The organism is Streptomyces sp. SAS_270, assembly GCF_052543295.1.
In genome coordinates, this window is record NZ_JBMNDS010000010.1 from 54165 (window position 1) to 73031 (window position 18867).

10 protein-coding genes are annotated in these 18867 nt (G+C 69.0%); 1 reads left to right on the forward strand and 9 read right to left on the reverse strand.

The window, feature by feature from the left end; all coding sequences use genetic code 11:
- Positions 1 to 255: 255 nt before the first annotated feature.
- From ACN6LB_RS09605 to ngcE, 3 genes are all read right to left on the reverse strand, one after another.
- Positions 256 to 1194, reverse strand: coding sequence for a carbohydrate ABC transporter permease (locus ACN6LB_RS09605; RefSeq protein WP_356144654.1), 939 nt, complete (start codon positions 1192 to 1194; stop codon positions 256 to 258).
- Between the two features lie 14 nt (positions 1195 to 1208).
- Complete coding sequence (locus ACN6LB_RS09610) at positions 1209 to 2141, reverse strand: carbohydrate ABC transporter permease (protein ID WP_356144652.1); 933 nt, start codon at positions 2139 to 2141, stop codon at positions 1209 to 1211.
- A gap of 80 nt (positions 2142 to 2221) precedes the next feature.
- Entirely contained in the window at positions 2222 to 3667 is a 1446-nt protein-coding gene (gene ngcE, locus ACN6LB_RS09615; protein WP_445025430.1) for an N-acetylglucosamine/diacetylchitobiose ABC transporter substrate-binding protein, read from the reverse strand.
- 512 nt (positions 3668 to 4179) lie between these two features.
- Between ngcE and ACN6LB_RS09620 the strand changes: the two genes are divergently transcribed.
- Positions 4180 to 7980 carry a GH92 family glycosyl hydrolase gene (locus ACN6LB_RS09620; protein WP_445025431.1) on the forward strand — a complete coding sequence of 1267 codons (3801 nt, stop codon included), beginning with the start codon at positions 4180 to 4182 and terminating at the stop codon, positions 7978 to 7980.
- A 44-nt stretch (positions 7981 to 8024) separates the two neighbouring features.
- Here the strand turns inward: ACN6LB_RS09620 and ACN6LB_RS09625 are convergent, their stop codons facing one another.
- From ACN6LB_RS09625 to ACN6LB_RS09650, 6 genes are all read right to left on the reverse strand, one after another.
- Positions 8025 to 9386, reverse strand: coding sequence for a hypothetical protein (locus ACN6LB_RS09625; RefSeq protein ID WP_445025432.1), 1362 nt, complete (start codon positions 9384 to 9386; stop codon positions 8025 to 8027).
- Between the two features lie 97 nt (positions 9387 to 9483).
- The gene (locus tag ACN6LB_RS09630) at positions 9484 to 12762 is read right to left on the reverse strand and encodes a GH92 family glycosyl hydrolase (RefSeq protein WP_445025433.1); all 3279 of its coding nucleotides are present in this window, start codon (positions 12760 to 12762) and stop codon (positions 9484 to 9486) included.
- Between the two features lie 379 nt (positions 12763 to 13141).
- Positions 13142 to 14218 carry a lytic polysaccharide monooxygenase auxiliary activity family 9 protein gene (locus ACN6LB_RS09635; RefSeq protein ID WP_445025434.1) on the reverse strand — a complete coding sequence of 359 codons (1077 nt, stop codon included), beginning with the start codon at positions 14216 to 14218 and terminating at the stop codon, positions 13142 to 13144.
- Between the two features lie 256 nt (positions 14219 to 14474).
- On the reverse strand, positions 14475 to 15824 hold the full coding sequence (locus ACN6LB_RS09640; RefSeq protein ID WP_445025435.1) for a DUF3500 domain-containing protein: 1350 nt from the start codon (positions 15822 to 15824) through the stop codon (positions 14475 to 14477).
- A 630-nt stretch (positions 15825 to 16454) separates the two neighbouring features.
- Positions 16455 to 17924, reverse strand: a complete 1470-nt coding sequence (locus ACN6LB_RS09645; protein WP_445025436.1) for a sensor histidine kinase — start codon at positions 17922 to 17924, stop codon at positions 16455 to 16457.
- Between the two features lie 191 nt (positions 17925 to 18115).
- Positions 18116 to 18847: a response regulator transcription factor gene (locus tag ACN6LB_RS09650; protein ID WP_445025437.1), complete on the reverse strand. Its 732-nt coding sequence runs from the start codon at positions 18845 to 18847 to the stop codon at positions 18116 to 18118.
- Between the last annotated feature and the right edge of the window lie 20 nt (positions 18848 to 18867).

Here is an 18867-nt window from a genome sequence, read left to right on the forward strand (position 1 = left end):
CCTCGGAAGCGGAAAAACCCAGCCCTGACGCCGGAGACAAGGCGCTGACCAGGGACGCAACGACATCCGTGACGCACGCCACACCAACGAGAGCCCGGCTATGCGTAATTTGTCACCCTTTCGGCCGCGAACCGCAGGGACGCTCTCCCTTCGGTTCACACCCCGTCGCGCCGCGGCCTCTTTCCCGAAGACGCCTGCGTCACCCCCGGGAGCGAGGGTGGCGCAGGCGCTGGACGAGCGAAACGTGCGGCAGGGCTACTTGAGCGTGGCCGAGGTCATGCCCGCCTGGACCTGGCGTTGGAAGGACAGGTAGACGACGAGCATCGGGATCATGGCGATGGTGACGCCGGCGAAGAGGACGGGCAGGTCGGTGGCGTAGCCCTGCTGCTGCTGGAGCTGGATGAGGCCCTGGGTGAGCACGTACCGTTCCGGATCGCCGCCCTTCTGCGGCTGCATCAGCACCGACGGCAGGATGTACTGGTTCCACTGGCCCAGCACGTTGAAGATGCCGACGCTCAGCAGGCCGGGCTTCGCCATCGGCAGCATGACCTGGAAGAACGCCCGGCTGTGCGAGGCGCCGTCCAGGACCGCGGCCTCGAAGACGGCGTTCGGCAGCGTGCGGAAGAAGGCGTGCATGAAGAACACGGTGAACGGCATCGAGTAGGCGACGTACACCAGGATCAGACCCTGGTAGGTGTTCAACATGTCGAGCCGCTTGACCATGAAGAACAGCGGCACGAGGGCGAGGAACACCGGGAACATCGCCCCGCCGACGAAGAAGTAGTAGACGAGCCGGTTGCCCGGGAACTCGTAGCGGGCCAGCACATAGGCCGCCATCGAGCCCAGCAGCATGGTCAGTGGGACCGAGAACACCAGCACGATGAGCGTGTTGGCGAAGTAGTCGCCGATGCCCTTGTCCCAGGCCCTGCTGAACACGTCCAGCTGCCAGTTGGAGGGCCAGCCCAGGGCCGAGCCACCGATCTGCGCGTCGGTCTTGAAGGAGCTCAGGACCAGCCAGAGCAGTGGAAGGATGATCAACACGGCCCACAGGGCGAGGAATCCGTGCGAGAAGACATTGAGGGTCATGCCCTCGCTGCGCTTGTCGCCGGGCCGCGGCGGGGCCTTCTTTACCGTGCCTCCGGGCGGTACGCCGGGTGTGTCGACCTTGGTCGGTTCGGTGATGGGTGCGCTCATGGTCTCTCTCCCGCTCAGAACTCGATGCGCTCGCGGCGGGTGGCGCGCAGCGTGACCACGGACAGGACCAGGGTGAGGAGCAGCATGACGACGCCCATGGCGCAGGCGTAGCCGCTCTTTCCGAAGTAGAGGAAGTTGCGCATCATGACGTTCGCCATGACGTCGCTGTGGTGGTCGGGCCCGCCGCCGTACCCGGTGCCCTGGGTCATGGTGGAGACGAGCACGAACATGTCCATCGCGATGATGCCGAGGTAGACCCACGCCGTCTGCACCGTGTCCCACAGCAGGGGCAGGGTGACCCGGAAGAAGGTGTGCCCGCGGCCGGCGCCGTCGAGCAGCGCGGCCTCGTAGATGTCCTTCGGGATGGACTGCATGGCGGCCGAGAACAGCACCAGGTAGAAGCCGACGCCGTGCCAGACCACCACCGCCATCAGGCACCACAGGACGAGCTTGGGCTCGTTCATCCACTCGATCGGATTGTTCGCGTCGACGAGGCCCAGCTTGATCAGGATGCCGTTGAGCAGGCCACCGCCGTCACTTCGGTAGAGCGCGCCGAACAGGACGGCGACGATCGCGAGCGAGAGCACCTGCGGGAAGAAGTAGACGATCTTGTAGAACTTCGAGCCGGCGACGCCCTCGACACCGCCGGCCCGGCCCCGCCCGCCCGCGTTCACCATGAAGGCGAAGAAGAGGGCGAGCAGGATGGTGATCACCGGGATGAACACCAGGAACAGGATGTTGTGCCAGATGGCGCCCATGAACACGTCGTCCTTGAACAACGCCGTGTAATTGTCCAGGCCGACGAAGCTGAACTTCTGTGACTGGCCCGTCCAGTCGGTGAAGGAGTAGCCGATGGTCTGTATGTACGGCCAGATCACGAAGATCAGATACAGCGCCAAAGGAGCGAGGAGAAACCCCGCGACGAACCGGTACTGCCCTTTTCGCATGGCATCCTGCCCCTGGTGTTCCGGGTGTGCGTGACCCTGGTGTTCCGGGTGTGCGTGACCCTGGTGTTCCGGGTTGCGTGTCAGTCGCGGTGGTTCTTCTTGGACGCCGGGTCCTTGGCGGCCTTGTCGACGGCGGCCTGAGCCCGCTTCAGCCATTCCTTCGGCTGAATACGCTTGGACATCAGCTCGTTGGACGCGTTCTCGATGGCGGTGCCCATCTCGCTGTACCAGTTGGGGTACAGGTAGTTGAAGGTATTGTCGCCCGCCGCCTTCGAGGCCTCAACGGTGGACTGCGTACCCGGACGCAGTTTTACGCCGGTGGAGACGCCGTCCTTGAGGATGGTGAGCGAGTTGGCCTTCTGCGCGAAGAGCGTCGACCACTCCTTGGAGAGCATGCTCCGCATGAACTCCTTGGCGGCAGGCAGGTTTCCGGCCTTCGCGGGGATGATGAAGGGCTCACCCGAGCCGGCCCGGATCGCCTCGAAGGGCAGCGCGCTGCCGGGCAGGTTGGGCATCGGCATGAACTTCATGTCGAAGTCGGCCGGGGTCTGCTTGAGCTGCTCGTTCTCCAGCCAGGAGCCGCAGGTGATGAACGCGGCCTTGTACTGGTTCCAGCGGGTCTGCGACTCGGTGTGGGTGAGACCGTTGGTGCCCGGCAGCAGGTAGCCCTTCTCGACGACCTCGTAGATCGCCTCGACGGCCGCCTGGGCGGCGTCGGACCCGACGAACGCCTTCGGGTCGAGGTTGTCGATCGCCTTCATGGCGTCCAGACCGCCCTTCTTGGCGATCAGGTCCATGATGGCGACGTTGATGTAGTACGGGTACTTGCCCTGGTGGGCGAGGCCGCCGATGCCCTGCGACTTGGCGTCCTTGCAGATGGCGAGGAAGTCGTCCCAGGTCTTCGGCACCTCCCAGCCCTTCTCCTTGAAGAGCTTGCCGGAGTACCACAGGCCCCACACCGTGTAGATGTAGTTGAGGGCCACGACCTTGCCGCCCTGCAGGCCCGGGTCGAGCGTGCCGGGGATGAGGGTGTCGCGGACCTTCTTGCTCGGGTCGTCGATGGACGGGGCGTCGAGCACGGCGGCCAGGTCGAGCAGTTGGCCGTTCTTGGCGAGCACGTCCAGCTTGATCTGCTGGGCGCCGGAGTCGTCGACGATGTCCGGCGGGGTGTTGTTGTTGAAGCGGGGCTGGAGCTTGCCGGTGATCTCCTGGGTGCCCGTGTGGACGCTCTTGGTGCCCCACTTCTTGTCGAAGGCGGCTTCCCAGGCCTTGGCGTAGTCGTCGCCGTATCCGCCCTTGAAGACGACGACGTCGACCTTGGTGCCCTTGTCCACGCCGAAGGGGTTCTTCTTGCTGGTCTTGCCCTGGTTCTCGTCGCCGGAGCTGTCGTCTCCGCCGCCGCTCGCGCAGGCGGACAGGAAGCTCATGGTGGGGACGGTGATCAGGCCCAGTGCTGCGGACCGCTTGATCAGATCGCGGCGGCCGACGCCTTCGGTGTTGCTGTTCTCGGCGGAAGTGGATCCCATGCTCAAGTCCTCGCCTTCTCCAGGACTCAGGCGGTGAACCGGATCCTCCCCGGCACCGCAGTTAGGTCAAGCTGGGGTCATGCAGGAAATGCGGGCAGTACTGAGTAGGTGATGTTCCGGGATCGGTGGGAATACACGGCAGCCGGTGTGCACGGCACGTCAAACCACCCTTTCCGCCTCCCCCGGGGCTCGTGCCCGACCGATCGAACGGCGGGGCAGACGCCGACAGGTATAGTCCACTTCCCGCCAGCGGAGCAAGATCGAATGCAAGGTTGGCTGTCGGTCTTTTCCGAGTTGAGACCTCTCGGAAATATGAGGCCCCTGTGTGCGGCCCCGGCGAAGATCCATACCACGAGGCCTCCTGGCGCGTGCGCGATAAATCACCAGTCGTACGACATGCACCCCGGATGCTGCATCCAACACCCTTGACATCACTGACAACTTGACCCCCTACTGATCCTTGCGCAGCGAATGTGACAACGTTGTCCAGCGCGCAGGGAGGGTGCTCTCGCATGCATCACAGAGCTCGTTACAAGTGGGGTGCTCCGACGGTCCTGGGGGTGGCGGCCCTGGCCCTGGTGGCGGCCTCGCAGGGCGCGGCGGTCGCCCTGCCCGCCCGAGTGGCGGCCGCCGACCGGGAGTTCGCCTCGTCCTTCGAGTCGGGCGATCCCGCACCGGACTGGCTGAATACGGTCGATACGTCATCGGATGGTACGAAACGGGCCGACGGCGTCGACGGCGGCTACAGCAGCGGCATCCCGGGCAATGTGACCGACCATGTCACCGATGTCCGGGCGAGCGGGGAGAACTCGGGCGCGGGCGAGGTGAAGGAGAACCTCGTCGACGGTGAGCCGAGCACCAAGTGGCTCACTTTCGAGCCCACCGGCTGGGCCGAGTTCGACCTGGACGCGCCGGTCAAGGTCGTCACGTACGCGCTGACGTCGGCCAACGACCACGACGAGCGCGACCCCGAGGACTGGACCCTTCAGGGCTCCACGGACGGCAAGGACTGGAAGACCCTCGACACGCGCACCGGCGAGTCCTTCCCCGAGCGGTTCCGGACGCAGACGTACGACATCGCGAGTCCCGTCGAGTACCAGCACTTCCGGCTCGACGTCACGAAGAACAACGGCGGGGACATCCTCCAGCTGTCCGATGTCCAGTTCTCGACGGGCGGCAGCGAGGAGCCCGCGCCCAAGGACATGCTCTCGCTGGTGGACCGCGGCCCGAGCGGCTCCCCCACCGCCAAGGCCGGCGCGGGCTTCACCGGCAAGCGGGCCCTCAGGTACGCCGGCACGCACAAGGCGGACGGCCGTGCGTACTCGTACAACAAGGTCTTCGACGTCGATGTGGCGGTCGGGCGGGACACCGAGCTGTCGTACCGGATCTTCCCGTCGATGGCGGACGGCGACCGGGACTACGACGCCACGAACGTGTCCGTGGACCTGGCGTTCACGGACGGCACCTATCTGAGCGACCTGAAGGCGACCGACAGCCACGGGTTCGCGCTGACGCCGCAGGGACAGGGCGCGGCGAAGGTGCTGTACGTCAACCAGTGGAACAGCGTCGCCTCGCGGATCGGCTCCGTCGCCTCCGGGAAGACGGTCGACCGGATTCTGGTGGCGTACGACTCCCCCAAGGGCCCGGCGAAGTTCCGCGGCTGGCTCGACGACGTGGCCCTCAAGGTCGCGGCGCCCCAGAAGCCGAAGGCCCACCTGTCCGACTACGCGCTGACGACGCGCGGCACCAACTCCAGCGGTGGCTTCTCGCGCGGCAACAACTTCCCCGCGACCGCGGTGCCGCACGGCTTCAACTTCTGGACGCCGGTGACCAACGCGGGCTCCCTGAGCTGGCTCTACGACTATGCGCGGGCCAACAACGCGGACAACCTGCCGACCGTCCAGGCGTTCAGTGCCAGCCATGAGCCGAGCCCCTGGATGGGCGACCGGCAGACCTTCCAGGTGATGCCGTCGGCCGCGTCCGGCACCCCGGACACCGGCCGCGCCGCCCGTGCGCTGGCCTTCCGGCACGAGAACGAGACGGCGCGCCCGTACTACTACGGGGTGACGTTCGAGAACGGTCTCAAGGCGGAGATGGCGCCCACGGACCACGCGGCGGCGCTGCGCTTCACCTATCCCGGTGACGACGCGAGTGTGGTCTTCGACAACGTGACGGAGCAGGCGGGGCTGACGCTGGACAAGGCCGCCGGAGTGGTCACGGGCTACTCGGACGTGAAGTCGGGCCTGTCGACGGGGGCGACCCGGCTCTTCGTCTACGGGACGTTCGACGCACCGGTGACCGAGGGCGACTCCAGCAGGGTCAAGGGTTATCTGAAGTTCAAGCCCGGCGCCGACCACACGGTCACCCTGCGCCTCGCCACCTCGCTCATCAGTGTCGACCAGGCCAAGGACAACCTGCGCCAGGAGATCCCGGACGGCACCTCCTTCCAGGCGGTCAAGGACCGCGCCCGGCACCAGTGGGACAAGCTGCTCGGCAAGGTCGAGGTGGAGGGCGCGACACCGGACCAGCTGACAACGCTGTACTCCAGCATGTACCGGCTGTACCTGTACCCCAACTCGGGCTTCGAGAAGGTCGGTTCGAAGTTCCAGTACGCCTCGCCGTTCTCCCCGATGCCGAATCCGGACACGCCGACCCACACCGGCGCGAAGATCGTCGACGGCAAGGTGTACGTCAACAACGGCTTCTGGGACACCTATCGGACGACCTGGCCGGCGTACTCCTTCCTGACGCCCTCTCAGGCAGGTGAGATGGTCGACGGGTTCGTGCAGCAGTACAAGGACGGCGGGTGGACCTCGCGCTGGTCCTCGCCCGGGTACGCGGATCTGATGACCGGCACGTCGTCGGACGTGGCGTTCGCCGACGCGTACGTGAAGGGCGTGCACTTCGACGCTGCGGCGGCCTACGACGCCGCCGTCAAGAACGCGACGGTCGTGCCGCCCTCGTCCGGGGTCGGCCGCAAGGGCATGGCGACCTCCCCGTTCCTCGGGTACACCAGCACCGACACCAACGAGGGCTTCTCCTGGGCGATGGAGGGCTACGTCAACGACTACGGCATCGCGAGGATGGGCCAGGCGCTCTACAAGAAGACCGGCAAGAAGCGCTACAAGGAGGAGGCCGCCTACTTCCTCAACCGGGCCCAGGACTACGTCAACCTCTTCGACTCCAAGGCCGGCTTCTTCCAGGGCCGGGACGCGAAGGGCGACTGGCGGGTCGACTCCTCGAAGTTCGACCCGCGCGTGTGGGGTTACGACTACACGGAGACGAACGGCTGGGGGTACGCGTTCACGGCGCCGCAGGACAGCCGGGGCCTTGCGAACCTGTACGGCGGGCGCGGCGCGCTGGGCCAGAAGCTCGACACGTACTTCGCCACGCCGGAGACCGCCTCGCCCGAGTTCGTCGGCTCGTACGGCGGGGTCATCCACGAGATGACGGAGGCCCGTGATGTGCGCATGGGCATGTACGGGCACTCCAACCAGGTGGCCCACCACGTGAATTACATGTACGACGCGGCCGGGCAGCCCTGGAAGACGCAGAAGAACGTCCGCGAGGTCCTCTCCCGCCTCTACACCGGCAGCGAGATCGGCCAGGGCTACCACGGCGACGAGGACAACGGCGAGCAGTCCGCCTGGTACCTGTTCTCCTCGCTCGGCTTCTACCCGCTGGTGATGGGCAGCGGCGAATACGCCATCGGCTCCCCGCTGTTCACCAAGGCGACCGTCCACCTGGAGAACGGCAAGGACCTGGTGATCAGCGCGCCGAAGAACAGTGCGCGGAACGTGTACGTGCAGGGCGTGAAGGTCAACGGCCGTACATGGAAGTCGACTTCACTGCCGCACGAACTGCTCGAACACGGCGGGGTCCTGCGCTTCGACATGGGCGCGAAGCCGTCCGCCTGGGGCAGCGGGAAGAACGCGGCACCGGCGTCGATCACCCAGGACGACAAGGTGCCCACGCCCCGCGCGGATGTCCTCAAGGGCAGCGGCGCGCTCTTCGACAACACCTCGGCCACCGACACGAGCGTCACGTCGGTCGACCTGCCGACTGCCGGTGATGCCAGGGCTGTTCAGTACACGCTGACGTCGTCGGACCGCTCGAAGGCGCCGACCGGCTGGGTCCTCCAGGGTTCGAGCGACGGCACCAAGTGGGCCGACGTCGACCGGCGTTCCGGCGAGTCCTTCACGTGGGACCGGCAGACCCGGGCGTTCTCGGTCGCGCATCCGGGTGCGTACACGCACTACCGCCTGGTGCTCGACGGCGCGGCGACGCTGGCGGAGGTGGAGCTGCTGGCCTGACGCGGGGGCCCTGAAGCACGGAAGCACTGAACGCGCGGCACCGGTTACGGCAGGACGGTAACCGGTGCCGTGTCGTTGGCGGGGTCGGGGTCGCGGCGGCCGGTCTCGGCTGTGTCCGTCACCCGCACACTGCCCTCGCCGGGGCCGCCGACCCTGAGCGTGAAGTCGAAGGTGCGCGCCTTCCCGGCGTCGAGGCCGCCCTGCACGAAGCAGGAGTACGTGCCCTCGTCCAGGTCGCAGTAGGGCTCGTACACGTCCTCGTCGATCGCTTCCATGGGCTGCTTGACCACGGTGGTGCCCGGCGGCGGGGTGAACAGCAGCTTCGCGCCTCCGGGGTTGGCGGGACCGTTGTTGCGGACCTTGAGGTGGACGGTCTGCTCGGAGTCGCGCGCGCCGTGCACCTCGACGGGAGAGACCTCGAAGTCGGCATGGGTGTCCACGCGCACCTGGCTCCACACGTCACCGCCGGTGAACGTGCCGGTCAGGTCGGCCTTCGTCGCGGCGCCGACCTTCAGTCGCGGGCCGTCGCCGAGGTCACCGCCCTTCGGCACCACGCTGTACTTGGCGGGTCCCATGTCCAGGGCCCACGCCTCCTGATGGAAGGAGGCGTACATCTCGGTCGTGGAGACGTTCAGCGCCAGGTCCGGGTGCAGGGTGACCGCCCGGCCGGGCGGGATGCGCAGCGCGGGGAACTCGCAGACCGCGAGGGAGTCCTTCTGGAGTTCCGGGTAGCGGCAGTTGCCGTACCGGTGCTCGAAACTCACGCCGGACTGGACGGCGAGTTTCAGGCCGACGCCTCGCACGGGCACCTCTCCGGTGTTGCGGACCACGACCGGGGTGCTGAGGACCGAGCCCGGCCCGACGTCCTTGAACACCTTGGTCGTGCGCATCTTCACCACGGGTTCGCCGACGACGACCCGGGTGCGGGCGGTGAGCTTCTTCCCCTTGTCCGTGCCGAAGCTGAAGCGGACCAGTCCGTTGTCGCCCGGCTTGCTGCCATGAGCGGCGACCGGATAGACCCGGTCCAGGTCCGACCAGCTGTTGTAGGTCCCGCTCACGTGGCAGACGACGCGGGCGGCGTCCCCCGCGCACCGGGGGTTCTTCTTGCGGATGTCCGCGATCTCCAGCCGTACCGCGCCCTCGGATCCCGTGACGTCCACAATCAGTTCATGGTCCAGCGTTCCGTACCGGCTTCTCGCCTTCACGTCCTCGGCCTCGACGTGGAAGGGCACCTTGTTGGTCGGGCCGGAGTGGTCCCCGGTGGGTCGCAGATAGAACAGCTCCGGCACCGAGATCGACGACTTCTTCTGATCGCCCGTGGCGCCGCACCCGGCGAGAGCCCCCAGCAGCAGCGTCAGCGCCAGGCAGAGGGCGGTGCGCCGCAGCGCTGTCGGTCGCCGGCTCATGGCTCCTCCGGGGCAGGGGGCGTCGGACCCGCACACGCTACCGCCTCCGCCGGACGGAGCACCGGCGGAGGCGGACTGCCTTGCGGGGAGCGGCTGTTCAGCGCACCGCGAGGGTGAAGACGTGCAGATCCGTATTGTCCGGCAGTTTCACGCTCCGGATGTTCTTGCCCGCCGGAGCCGTGAACGGCTTGGTCGCGAAGACGTACGTGGGGACCGGATCCTTGTCGGCGCCCGCGACATTGCGGTACGCGGCCTTGGCGACGACCTCGTTGCCGTACTGGACGGTGCCGCCTCCGCCGCCGACGGTCCAGTCGGTGAAGGAGAGGTCGACGGCCTCCGTGCTGCCGTCGCTGTAGGTGACAGTCGCCTTGGTCTGCTGGTTGCCGTTCACGGCGCTGCCGATGAAGCTCAACTCGGTTGCGGGGCTTGGCAGTTCGATGGTCTGGGCGGTCGCCGAGGCGTTGTCGGGGCGGCCCGACGGCGAGTCGGGCCAGGTGAAGGCGAGACCGCCGGACACCGTGCCCTGCTTGCCGGGGGTCAGGCCCGCCGCGGCGAGGGCCTGCCGGGAGTAGCTCCAGCCGCCGCCGTCGAAGTCGGCCTCGTCGTGTTCGCCGTCGTCGTCCGAGACACCCGTGTTGTTGTACGCGGCCAGCAGCGAGCCGGGGGCCGCGACGGTGAGGGCCACCGGCTGCTCGTACGACGTGTCGCCGGACGTGACGGTGACCCTGACGTCGTAGAAGCCCTGCTTCGCGGTGTCCGCGGCGGACAGGGTGATCTCCTGGGAGCCGTCGGTGACCGTGCCCTCTGCCGGTGTCGCGGTTACACCGTCGGGGGTCCTCACCCGGAAGCGGACCTCGGGCCCGGCGGCGCCGTTCAGCGCGAGCGCACGGATGCCGATCTTCGTGCTGCCGCCGGGCGCGAGCGTCGCCGCCGTCGGGCCCACGCCGATCTGGTACGGCTGCTCGCCCTCGCGGAAGGACGGCGGGGCGTCGGCCGCGTCCGTGCCCCAGCTGCGGTCGGCCGTGCCGGAGAGGGTGTAGTCGAGGGTTCCGCCCTCGCGTACGAAGGAGGCGGGGAGCCAAGGGCGGTGGCTGGTACGGCCGTTGACCTTCAGGGACTGGATGTACGGCGAGTCGGTGGCGGCTCCCGCGGCCCGGATCTCGATGTCGTGGCCGCCCGGGCGGTCGATGTGGACGCGGGGGAACAGCGGTGAGGCGAGGGTCAGTTCGGGGCGGGAGGGCACCTGGGGATACATGCCGAGCGCGGAGAAGACGTACCAGGACGACATCTCGCCCAGGTCGTCGTTGCCCGGGATACCGCCGGGCTGCGTCGACCAGAGCTTCCCCATCGCCGCGCGGACCGTCTCCTGCGTCTTGTAGGGAGCGCCCGCGTACGCGTACAGATAGGGCACGTTGACCGAGGGCTCGTTGTCCAGCTCGGACTTGTCGCCACCACTGCCGGAGAAGGCCCAGCTGCCGTCGGCGTTGTGGAAGAACGTGTCCAGGCGGGCCATGGCCTTGTCACGGCCGCCCATCGCCGCGAAGAGCCCGGCGGGGTCGTGCTGCACCATCCAGGTGTACTGGGCGGCCGTGCCCTCGACGAAGCCGTTTCCGGTGGCCGGGGTGAAGCCGGTGACCCAGCTGCCGTCCGCCTTGCGGTTCGCGATGTAGCCGCCGGTGGGATCGGCGGCGATGTTGAAGTTGTTCTGCCACCACTGGGAGCGCTTGGCGAAGGTGGTGGCGGTGCCCTTCTCGCCTGCCGCGCGGGCGAGTTGGGAGATCGCGAAGTCCGCGCCCGACATTTCGAGGGTCTCGGCCGCACCGCCCCAGGCGTTGGAGACGGACGGCATGTAGTGCTGCTCCATGTACTTGTCCAGGGAGGGGCGTTGCCCCACGGACAGCACCGGTTTGCCCGCCGCGGACAGGTCCTGCGGCGTCGGCTCCGTCGCCGCCTTCACCAGCGAGTCCAGCGCGCCGCGCAGGTCGAAGTCGGTGCCGCCGAAGGCCCGGATCCCGGCGAGGGCGGGCGCCGACGGGTCGCCGTTCATGACGTGGGTGCCGCTTGCGCCGTGCAGCCAGCGGTCCCACACTCCCCCGTTCTGCCGGGCGAGTTCGAGCAGTGACTGCGCGATGTCCGAGCCGGTGCGCGGATCGAGGAGGGTGAGGAGCTGGACCTGCGAGCGGTAGACGTCCCAGCCGGAGAAGGTGCCGTACTGGGCCCGGTGGCCGCGGCGCACGACATGCACCTTGTCGTCGCTCCCCCGGTATCTGCGATCGGCGTCGCTGATGACGTTCGGATGCAGGAGGGAGTGGTAGAGCGCGGTGTAGAAGGTGGTGCGCTCGGCGTCCGTGCCCCCACCGGTCCCGATGGCGCCCAGCCGGTCCCGCCAGGCCCGGTGAGCCGCCGCACGCACGGCGTCGAAGGACCTCTTCGGCGGGTTCTCCGCGGCGAGGTTCGCCTCGGCGCCCGCCCGGCTGACGTAGGAGATACCGACCTTGACGTTCACGGGGTCCGCGCCGGGCGCGAACTCGACATAGCCGCCCGCGCCCTTGCCGGCGACGGGACGGCCGCCCTGCGCGAACCCGCCGGTGCCGCCGCTCGCCTGCGTGGACCCCGGGCTCAGCTTGTCGTCCTGCCAGGTGCCGGTCGCCTTGAAGGCGCGGTCGAAGCGGGCGGTGAAGTGGAGGGTGTAGTAGGCGCGTCGTCCCTCGGGGTCGAGGTATCCGCAGAAGTTGCCGGAGGTGACGGAGCCGGAGACGGTGCGGGCCGCCGGGTCGATGCGGAGGTCCGAAGTCGTCGAGCCCACCTCGGAGTTGGCGGTGCGGATCAGCAGCGAGGCGGGCTTGTCCGCGGGGAAGGTGAAGCGGCCGGAACCGGTGCGCGCGGTTGCCGTGAGATCGGCGGTGACGCCCGAGGCGAGGCCCACCTTGTAGTGGCCGGGCTCCGCGGTCTCGTCGGTGTGCTTGAAGTCCGCGGCGTACACGGCGTCCTTGGTGTCGCTCGCCGGGGAGGAGGTGACCTCACCGGCGTACGGGAAGAACGGGATGTCCCCGCTGCCGCCCGCGCAGCCGGTGCCGGACATGTGGGTCAGGCTGAAGCCCCGGATGCGGGTGGCGTCGTACTGGTAGCCGCCGGGGGCCGCCGTACGGGTCGCGTCGCCGCGGGTGTTCTCGGGGCTCCAGGAGAGCATGCCGAACGGCACGACGGCGCCGGGGAAGACGTTGCCGCCGTTCTTGGTGCCGATGAGCGGGTCGACGTACGGGGTGGGGTCCCGGACCGGGTCCGGTGGGGCGGCCGCGGGCGCGGCCAGGGCCGGAATGGCGCCGCCGGCTGTCAGGACGACGGCGAGCAGCACGGATGACGGACGGAAACGCATGACGCGGCCCCTCCTCCTTCGGACGGGTCGCGCACCACAGGTCGCACAAGCCGCAGGGACAGTAACGTGCGCCACCGGTACCACGGAAGACCGCGTGCGACACCGGTGACGCGCTCGGTGCGGACCCCGATGGCCCAACGGGGACCCCGCCCCTCATGACCTGGGAAACCTCCTCGGTCGCCGGTAGCCGGTCAACTGACTTGACATCGTTGTCCGTTGAGGCGGTAGAGTTTGTATAGACCACTCGACAACGTTGTCGCACGCCACGGCCGTCGTCATCACAAGCCATGTTCCATCCCGGGCCGGGAACTCCCCCGACCGCGCTCGGGCTCGCGGACCGGGTGAGTCCCGAACACCCACCCGGTCCGCCCTGAGCGACTCAACCAACCTGGCACGGAAGCGTGGTCGACGGATCGTCGCCCGAGCCCTGGACGACGTATCCGAACGTCGTGGTGCCACCCGGACTCAGCGACCCGTTCCAGTCGGCGTTGTGCACCATCACCTCCTGCCCGGTGTACGTCGCGTTTCCGTTCCAGAGGCTGGCCACCGACTGCCCGCCGGGCAGCGCCCAGTCGACCATCCAGCCGAGCATCGGCACATCGCCGGTGTTGGTGACGGTCACCTCGGCCTGGTAGCCGCCGGACCAGCTGTTCGTCGTACGACGGGTGGCGGAGCACTTGCCGGGCACGGGGTCGGTCGGGTTGCCCGGGTCGTGAATGCCGGTGACCTCGCCGTTGCCGCCGTCGAAGACGACGTCGGAGCAGGAGTAGAAGGTCTCCGTGCTGTCGGAGCGCTGCCAGACCACGTAGACGATGTGGCGGCCCGACTTGTTCGCCGGAAGCTTGCCGCTCCAGGAGTAGTTGGCCTCGACCGTGCCCGGTGAGCCGTGCAGCGGCGGGTGGTCGACGCTGAGGAACGGCTGCTCCTCGATGTCGTTCCAGGTGAGCGTCTTGGTCGGGTCGAAGCCGTCCTTGGTGATGTAGACGTAGAACCAACCAGGGTGTGCGGCCCAGGCGTTGTAGGAGAAGTCGACCGTCGCGCCCGAGGTCAGGTGGGTGAGCGGCCAGTCGCTGCGCGGGACGTTGAAGCCCTTGAAGTTCGGGTTGCCGCCGCTGCACAGCTCCCCGTCGGGCACGAAGCCACGGGTGCGGCCGGCACCGTCGGAGCGGAGCACCGAGAACCAGTTGTAGAACGGCGTGGTGCCGCTGACCTGCTGCGCCGCCTTGCAGGCCGGGTTGACGGGCTTGATCTCACCGGTGTCGGTGAGTCCGTCCTGCCAGCACAGGAAGGTACGGCTGCCGGGCTTCATGGGGGTGCCGTGGGCCTCGGCCTTCCCGCCCGTCGAGACGACCAGGCCGAGGGCCGGGATCGTGGTGAGGAGGGCCAGCAGGATGAGGAGGAAGGCTCTGCGACGGGCGCGGGAAGGTGACGATAATCGCGGAATTGTTAAGTACATGACAAGAGCTCCTTCGCTCGATGCCGTGGGGGTTCCGCGCGAGGTGGGAGCGGTCCCGGCCCGGCGGGTTCCGGTCCGCCGAGATATGGGAGCGCTCCCACCTCACTCACTGGTGAAGCTAGCGCGCGGCGGCACCTCTGTAAACGCCCGGCGCAACGAGGGCCGCACCCGAAAGGGGTGCGGCCCTCGCCATGACTGAGAACTCACAGGCGTGTGCGTGGCGTTGAGAAGCTGCGCTTCCCAACTGCCCGTGTGGTCACCGGTGGTGAGGTGACATCAGGTAGTGCTGTCGCAGCAGCTCCCTCCCGTAGTCGTTGCCGTTCGGCGTGCGGATGACGGAGTGGACGTGCTTCTGGGTGGCGCCGCTGCCCTGCGTGGCGCCGTACGCGCCCGCGAGCGGGCCCGGCGCCTGGCAGTCGACCTCGACCCAGACGACCGGGCTGTGCACCCGGACGTAGAAGGCGTCATCGGCGCCGGTGCCGCCGGCCCAGGTGACGTACGTGTCGTTGAGGTACTTGCGGACCTCGGCCATCTTCACCTTGGCCACGTCGGCCTTGGCGCGGCCGACGAACGCCTCGACGATGCCGAGGAGCTTCTTCTTCTGGGCGCCGCTCAGCACGTCGGCCCGCAGGCCCGTGTACTCCTGGACCGCGTTGTCGGAGAAGGCGCCCGCCTTCATCGACTCGTTCGACTTGGTCGAGGACGCGATCGCGACCGCCTGCTGCGCGGTGGTCAGCGAGTTGATGAACGCGAGACCGGCGAGCACCTCCTCGTGGACGACCGTGACGGTCTCGCCGTCGATCTCCATCGAGGTCGGCTCGGAGCCCCAGAAGCAGGGGCTCATGACGACCTGGTCGCCGAGAACGAAGTAGTTGACGACCAGGTGGTGGCCGTCGAACTGGAAGCCCCAGGGCTCGGTGGCGGACGGTGTGCCCATCAGCGTCCAGTAGTACGCGTCCTCGTTGAAGGACTTGGTGTTGTTGATCGCCTCACCGGCCGCCTGGTTGATCCGGCGGATCTTCTCGGTGGTCTCCAGGCCGTCCGCACTGAGCGCGGACTTCAACAGGGCTGTTCCCAACGTCTTCTGATTGTCCGTCATATCGGCGAGCGTGACACCCTGACGCGTGTAGGAGTCGACGTTGCTCCACAGCCGCCACTCGGTGGAGTGGACGGTGAACTGCGTCGCGGTCTTCTGGGTGTCCGTGAGCCCGGCCAGGAAGGCGTTCGCGGCGGCGATCACCGGAGCGGTGGCCACGCCCGTGGAATGGATCGTGTAGAGGTCGTCGATCCGCTTGCCGTCGGTGGTGAGGCCGAAGAAGTCCTCGGTGATCGACTGGTTGCCGGGACCGCCGGTGCCGCCGCCCGGGCCGCCACTGGGCGCTCCGCTGGGTGCGCCGCTCGGGGAGGCGGAGGCGGTCGCGTCGGCCGTTCCCGTGGCGTCGTCGGCGAGTGCGGCCCAGGCGCCGGCCCCCATCGTCGCGACCGCCGTGGCCCCGCCGGCGAAGAAGACCTTGCGCATGAAGTTGCGGCGGTTCGCGTGGGCTCTGCGGCCCGCCTCCGGGAGCGGTTCCTCGGCGGTGGACTCTGCGGTGTCGAACTCGGTCATCGGCGCTGACTCCCTGAATCGTGGGCACGCCCCTCACGGACGGCCCCGCGCCGACGACTCTGGAACGGCAACCTGAGCGGAACCTGAAGTCGGGGAGGGTGGCGCGGGTGGTGGGGCGGCGCGGGTGGTGGGGCGGCGTGGGCGGGCTATGGCCGGCACGGGCGGGCTCAGGCCGGCACGGCCGCCTGGCTCAGGCCAGCACAGCCGGACTCAGGCCCGCACCGCCGCCTGGCTCAGGCCAGCACAGCCGGACTCAGGCCCGCACCGCCGCCTGGCTCAGGCCAGCACAGCCGGACTCAGGCCGACACCGATGCGGGGGGCGCTATCGGTTCGGACCCGTGCCGGAGCGTGGTCGCTGCCGGTTCGCGACCGCTATCGGTTCGGGCTCACGCCGAAGTCGGGACCGCCATCGGTTCGGACTCGCGTCGGTGCAGGGCTCGCCGCCACCGGTTCAGACCGGCGCCGAAGCCGAGGTACCTGTCGGTTCGGACCCGCGCCGAAGTCGGGCTCTCCACCGGCCGAGACCCGCGCCGGTGCAAGGCTCCCCGCCATCAGTCCGGACCGGCACCCGAGCCGCACTCACCACCCACGGTTCAAACCGACACCGAAGCCCCGCCCACCACCCGCAGTTCAAACCGTCACCGAAGCCGGGCTCGCCGATCTGTCCGTGGTCGGGGTGGTGCCGGCGCGGGGCAGGTCGATGATGAACTCCGTGTGGCCCGGGGCGCTTTCCACGTGGATGTGGCCGTCGTGTGCCGCGGTGATCGCGTCGACGATGGCGAGGCCGAGGCCGGAGCCGCCCTCCTTGCCGGTGGTGCGGGAGCGCGAGGCGTCGGCGCGGGTGAAGCGTTCGAAGACCGTGGGCAGAAGTGACGGCGGAATGCCGGGGCCGTCGTCCCTGACCCGGATGACACAGTGCGCGTCCGTCGCCTCCACCGAGGCGATGACCGTCGTGCCAACAGGCGTGTGCATACGGGCGTTGGCCAACAGGTTGGCCACCACCTGGTGCAGCCGTGCCTCGTCGCCGACGACCAGCGCCGGGGCGTCGAGGAACAACGCCAACTGCCAGTTGTGGTCCTCCCCCGCGGCCCGCGCGTCCCAGACGGCCTCCGCGACGAGCGACGCGAGATCCACCTCCGCGACCTGCAGCGGCCGCCCCTCGTCGAGCCTCGCGAGCAGCAGCAGATCCTCCACGAGCCCGGTCATCCGCGCCGACTCGGCGGAGACGCGGCGCCAGGCCAGCGACGCTTCGATCCGCTCGGTGCCGCGGTTCATCAGTTCCGCGTATCCGGCGATGGACGCCAGTGGCGTACGCAGTTCGTGGCTGGCGTCGGCGAGGAAGCGCCGCATCCGTTCCTCACTGCGGCGCATCTCCTCCTCGCCGCGCTGCCGTTCCGCGAGCGAGGACTCCACATGGTCGATCATGCGGTTGAGGGCGGCGCCGACCTGGCCGGCCTCGCTGCCGGGGTCGGTGTCGCGGTCGGGTACGCGGGTGAGCGCGGTGACCTCGCCGTGGCCCAGCGGCGAGCGGGACACCTCGACGGCGGTCGCCGCGACCCGGTCGAGCGGGCGCAGTTGGCGCCGGATGACGACGGCGCAGACGACGCCCGCGGCGGTGAGGCCCACCACCGCGACCACGGCCTCGACCACGACCAGGCGGCCGATCAGCTCCTGGACGTCGTCCATCGGGAGCCCGGTGAGGACCGGGACGCCGTCCCCTCCGAGGGCGGTCACGCGGTAGGTGCCCAGGCCCGGAAGGCTGCGGGTGTGCAGGGTGCCGTCGGTGGTGATGCCCGCGAGCGCGGCCCGCTGGGCGGCGGTGAGGACCTGTTGGTGGCCGTCGCCGGTGACCACCTCGGCGACGATGACGTGACCGTCGTCGTCGAACCGGGCGGCCACCGTACCGACCGCCTGCCCCCGCTCGGCCAGGAACCCCAGGTCGGTGTCCGACTGCTCCCCCTCCCGGCGCTGCAGCCCGCCCTGGCTGCGCTCGGCGGAGTCGGTGACGCGCTCGTCCAGGTTGCCCAGCAGATAGGCGCGTTGGGCGACGATCGTGGTGAGCGCGAGGGCGGTGCAGACGGCGACCAGCGTGGCACCCACGAAGACGAGCAGCCGGGTGCGCAGGGACCGCCCGCCGAACCGGGCCCGCGGAGACCGCCCGCCCGGCCGAACCCGCCCGGACCGCCCACCCGGCCGAACCCACCGAGCCCGCTCCCCGACCCGCCCCTCGACCGACCCCTGGACCAACCCCCCGGCCTCTCCCCCGACCCGCCGCCCCAGCCCGAACGCGCTCATCTCCCGTCCTCCGGCGGCCTGATGGCGTAGCCGACCCCGCGCACGGTGTGGATCATCGGCGCCCGGCCTTTGTCGATCTTCCGGCGCAGGCTGGAGATGTACACCTCGACGAGGTTCCCGCCGCCGTCGAAGGAACTGCTCCACACATGGGACAGGATCTGCGCCTTGCTCAGCACCTGGCGCGGGTGACCGAGCAGCAGCCCGAGCAGCTCGAACTCCTTGGCGGTGAGCCGGATCGCCGTACCGTCGCGGCGTACCTCCCGGGTCTCCTCGGTCAGCACGAGATCGCCGAGCACCCGCACGGACGGGTCGGGCCGCGGCTCCTCGGCCCCGGCCCGGCGCAGCAGTCCGCGCAGCCGCAGTACGACCTCCTCCAGCGAGAAGGGCTTCGTGACGTAGTCGTCGGCGCCCGCGGCCAGCCCGTCGATGCGGTACTCCAGCGCGTCGCGGGCGGTGAGCATGAGGACGGGCAGCTTCGGGTTCTCGTACCGCAGCCGGCGCAGCACCTGTACGCCGTCCAGGTCGGGCAGCATCCCGTCGAGGACGACGGCGTGCGGCGCGCAGCCGCGGGCGAGGCGCAGCGCGCTGTGTCCGTCGGCCGCCGGGTAGGGCCGCCAGCCGGCCTCGGTGACGGCCACGGAAAGCAGTTCGGTGAGCGTGGGTTCGTCGTCGACGATCAGCACGCGGACGCGGTCGCTCGGGGTGCCAGACCTTCGGGTGCCAGACATGTGCCGATCGTGTCCCGGTG

Excerpts from the sequence above, each read along its gene's own strand:
- ACN6LB_RS09605 (WP_356144654.1), bottom strand. The coding sequence starts at position 1,194 with ATGAGCGCACCCATCACCGAACCGACCAAGGTCGACACACCCGGCGTA.
- ACN6LB_RS09610 (WP_356144652.1), bottom strand. The coding sequence starts at position 2,141 with ATGCGAAAAGGGCAGTACCGGTTCGTCGCGGGGTTTCTCCTCGCTCCT.
- ngcE (WP_445025430.1), bottom strand. The coding sequence starts at position 3,667 with ATGGGATCCACTTCCGCCGAGAACAGCAACACCGAAGGCGTCGGCCGC.
- ACN6LB_RS09620 (WP_445025431.1), top strand. The coding sequence starts at position 4,180 with ATGCATCACAGAGCTCGTTACAAGTGGGGTGCTCCGACGGTCCTGGGG.
- ACN6LB_RS09625 (WP_445025432.1), bottom strand. The coding sequence starts at position 9,386 with ATGAGCCGGCGACCGACAGCGCTGCGGCGCACCGCCCTCTGCCTGGCG.
- ACN6LB_RS09630 (WP_445025433.1), bottom strand. The coding sequence starts at position 12,762 with ATGCGTTTCCGTCCGTCATCCGTGCTGCTCGCCGTCGTCCTGACAGCC.
- ACN6LB_RS09635 (WP_445025434.1), bottom strand. The coding sequence starts at position 14,218 with ATGTACTTAACAATTCCGCGATTATCGTCACCTTCCCGCGCCCGTCGC.
- ACN6LB_RS09640 (WP_445025435.1), bottom strand. The coding sequence starts at position 15,824 with ATGACCGAGTTCGACACCGCAGAGTCCACCGCCGAGGAACCGCTCCCG.
- ACN6LB_RS09650 (WP_445025437.1), bottom strand. The coding sequence starts at position 18,847 with ATGTCTGGCACCCGAAGGTCTGGCACCCCGAGCGACCGCGTCCGCGTG.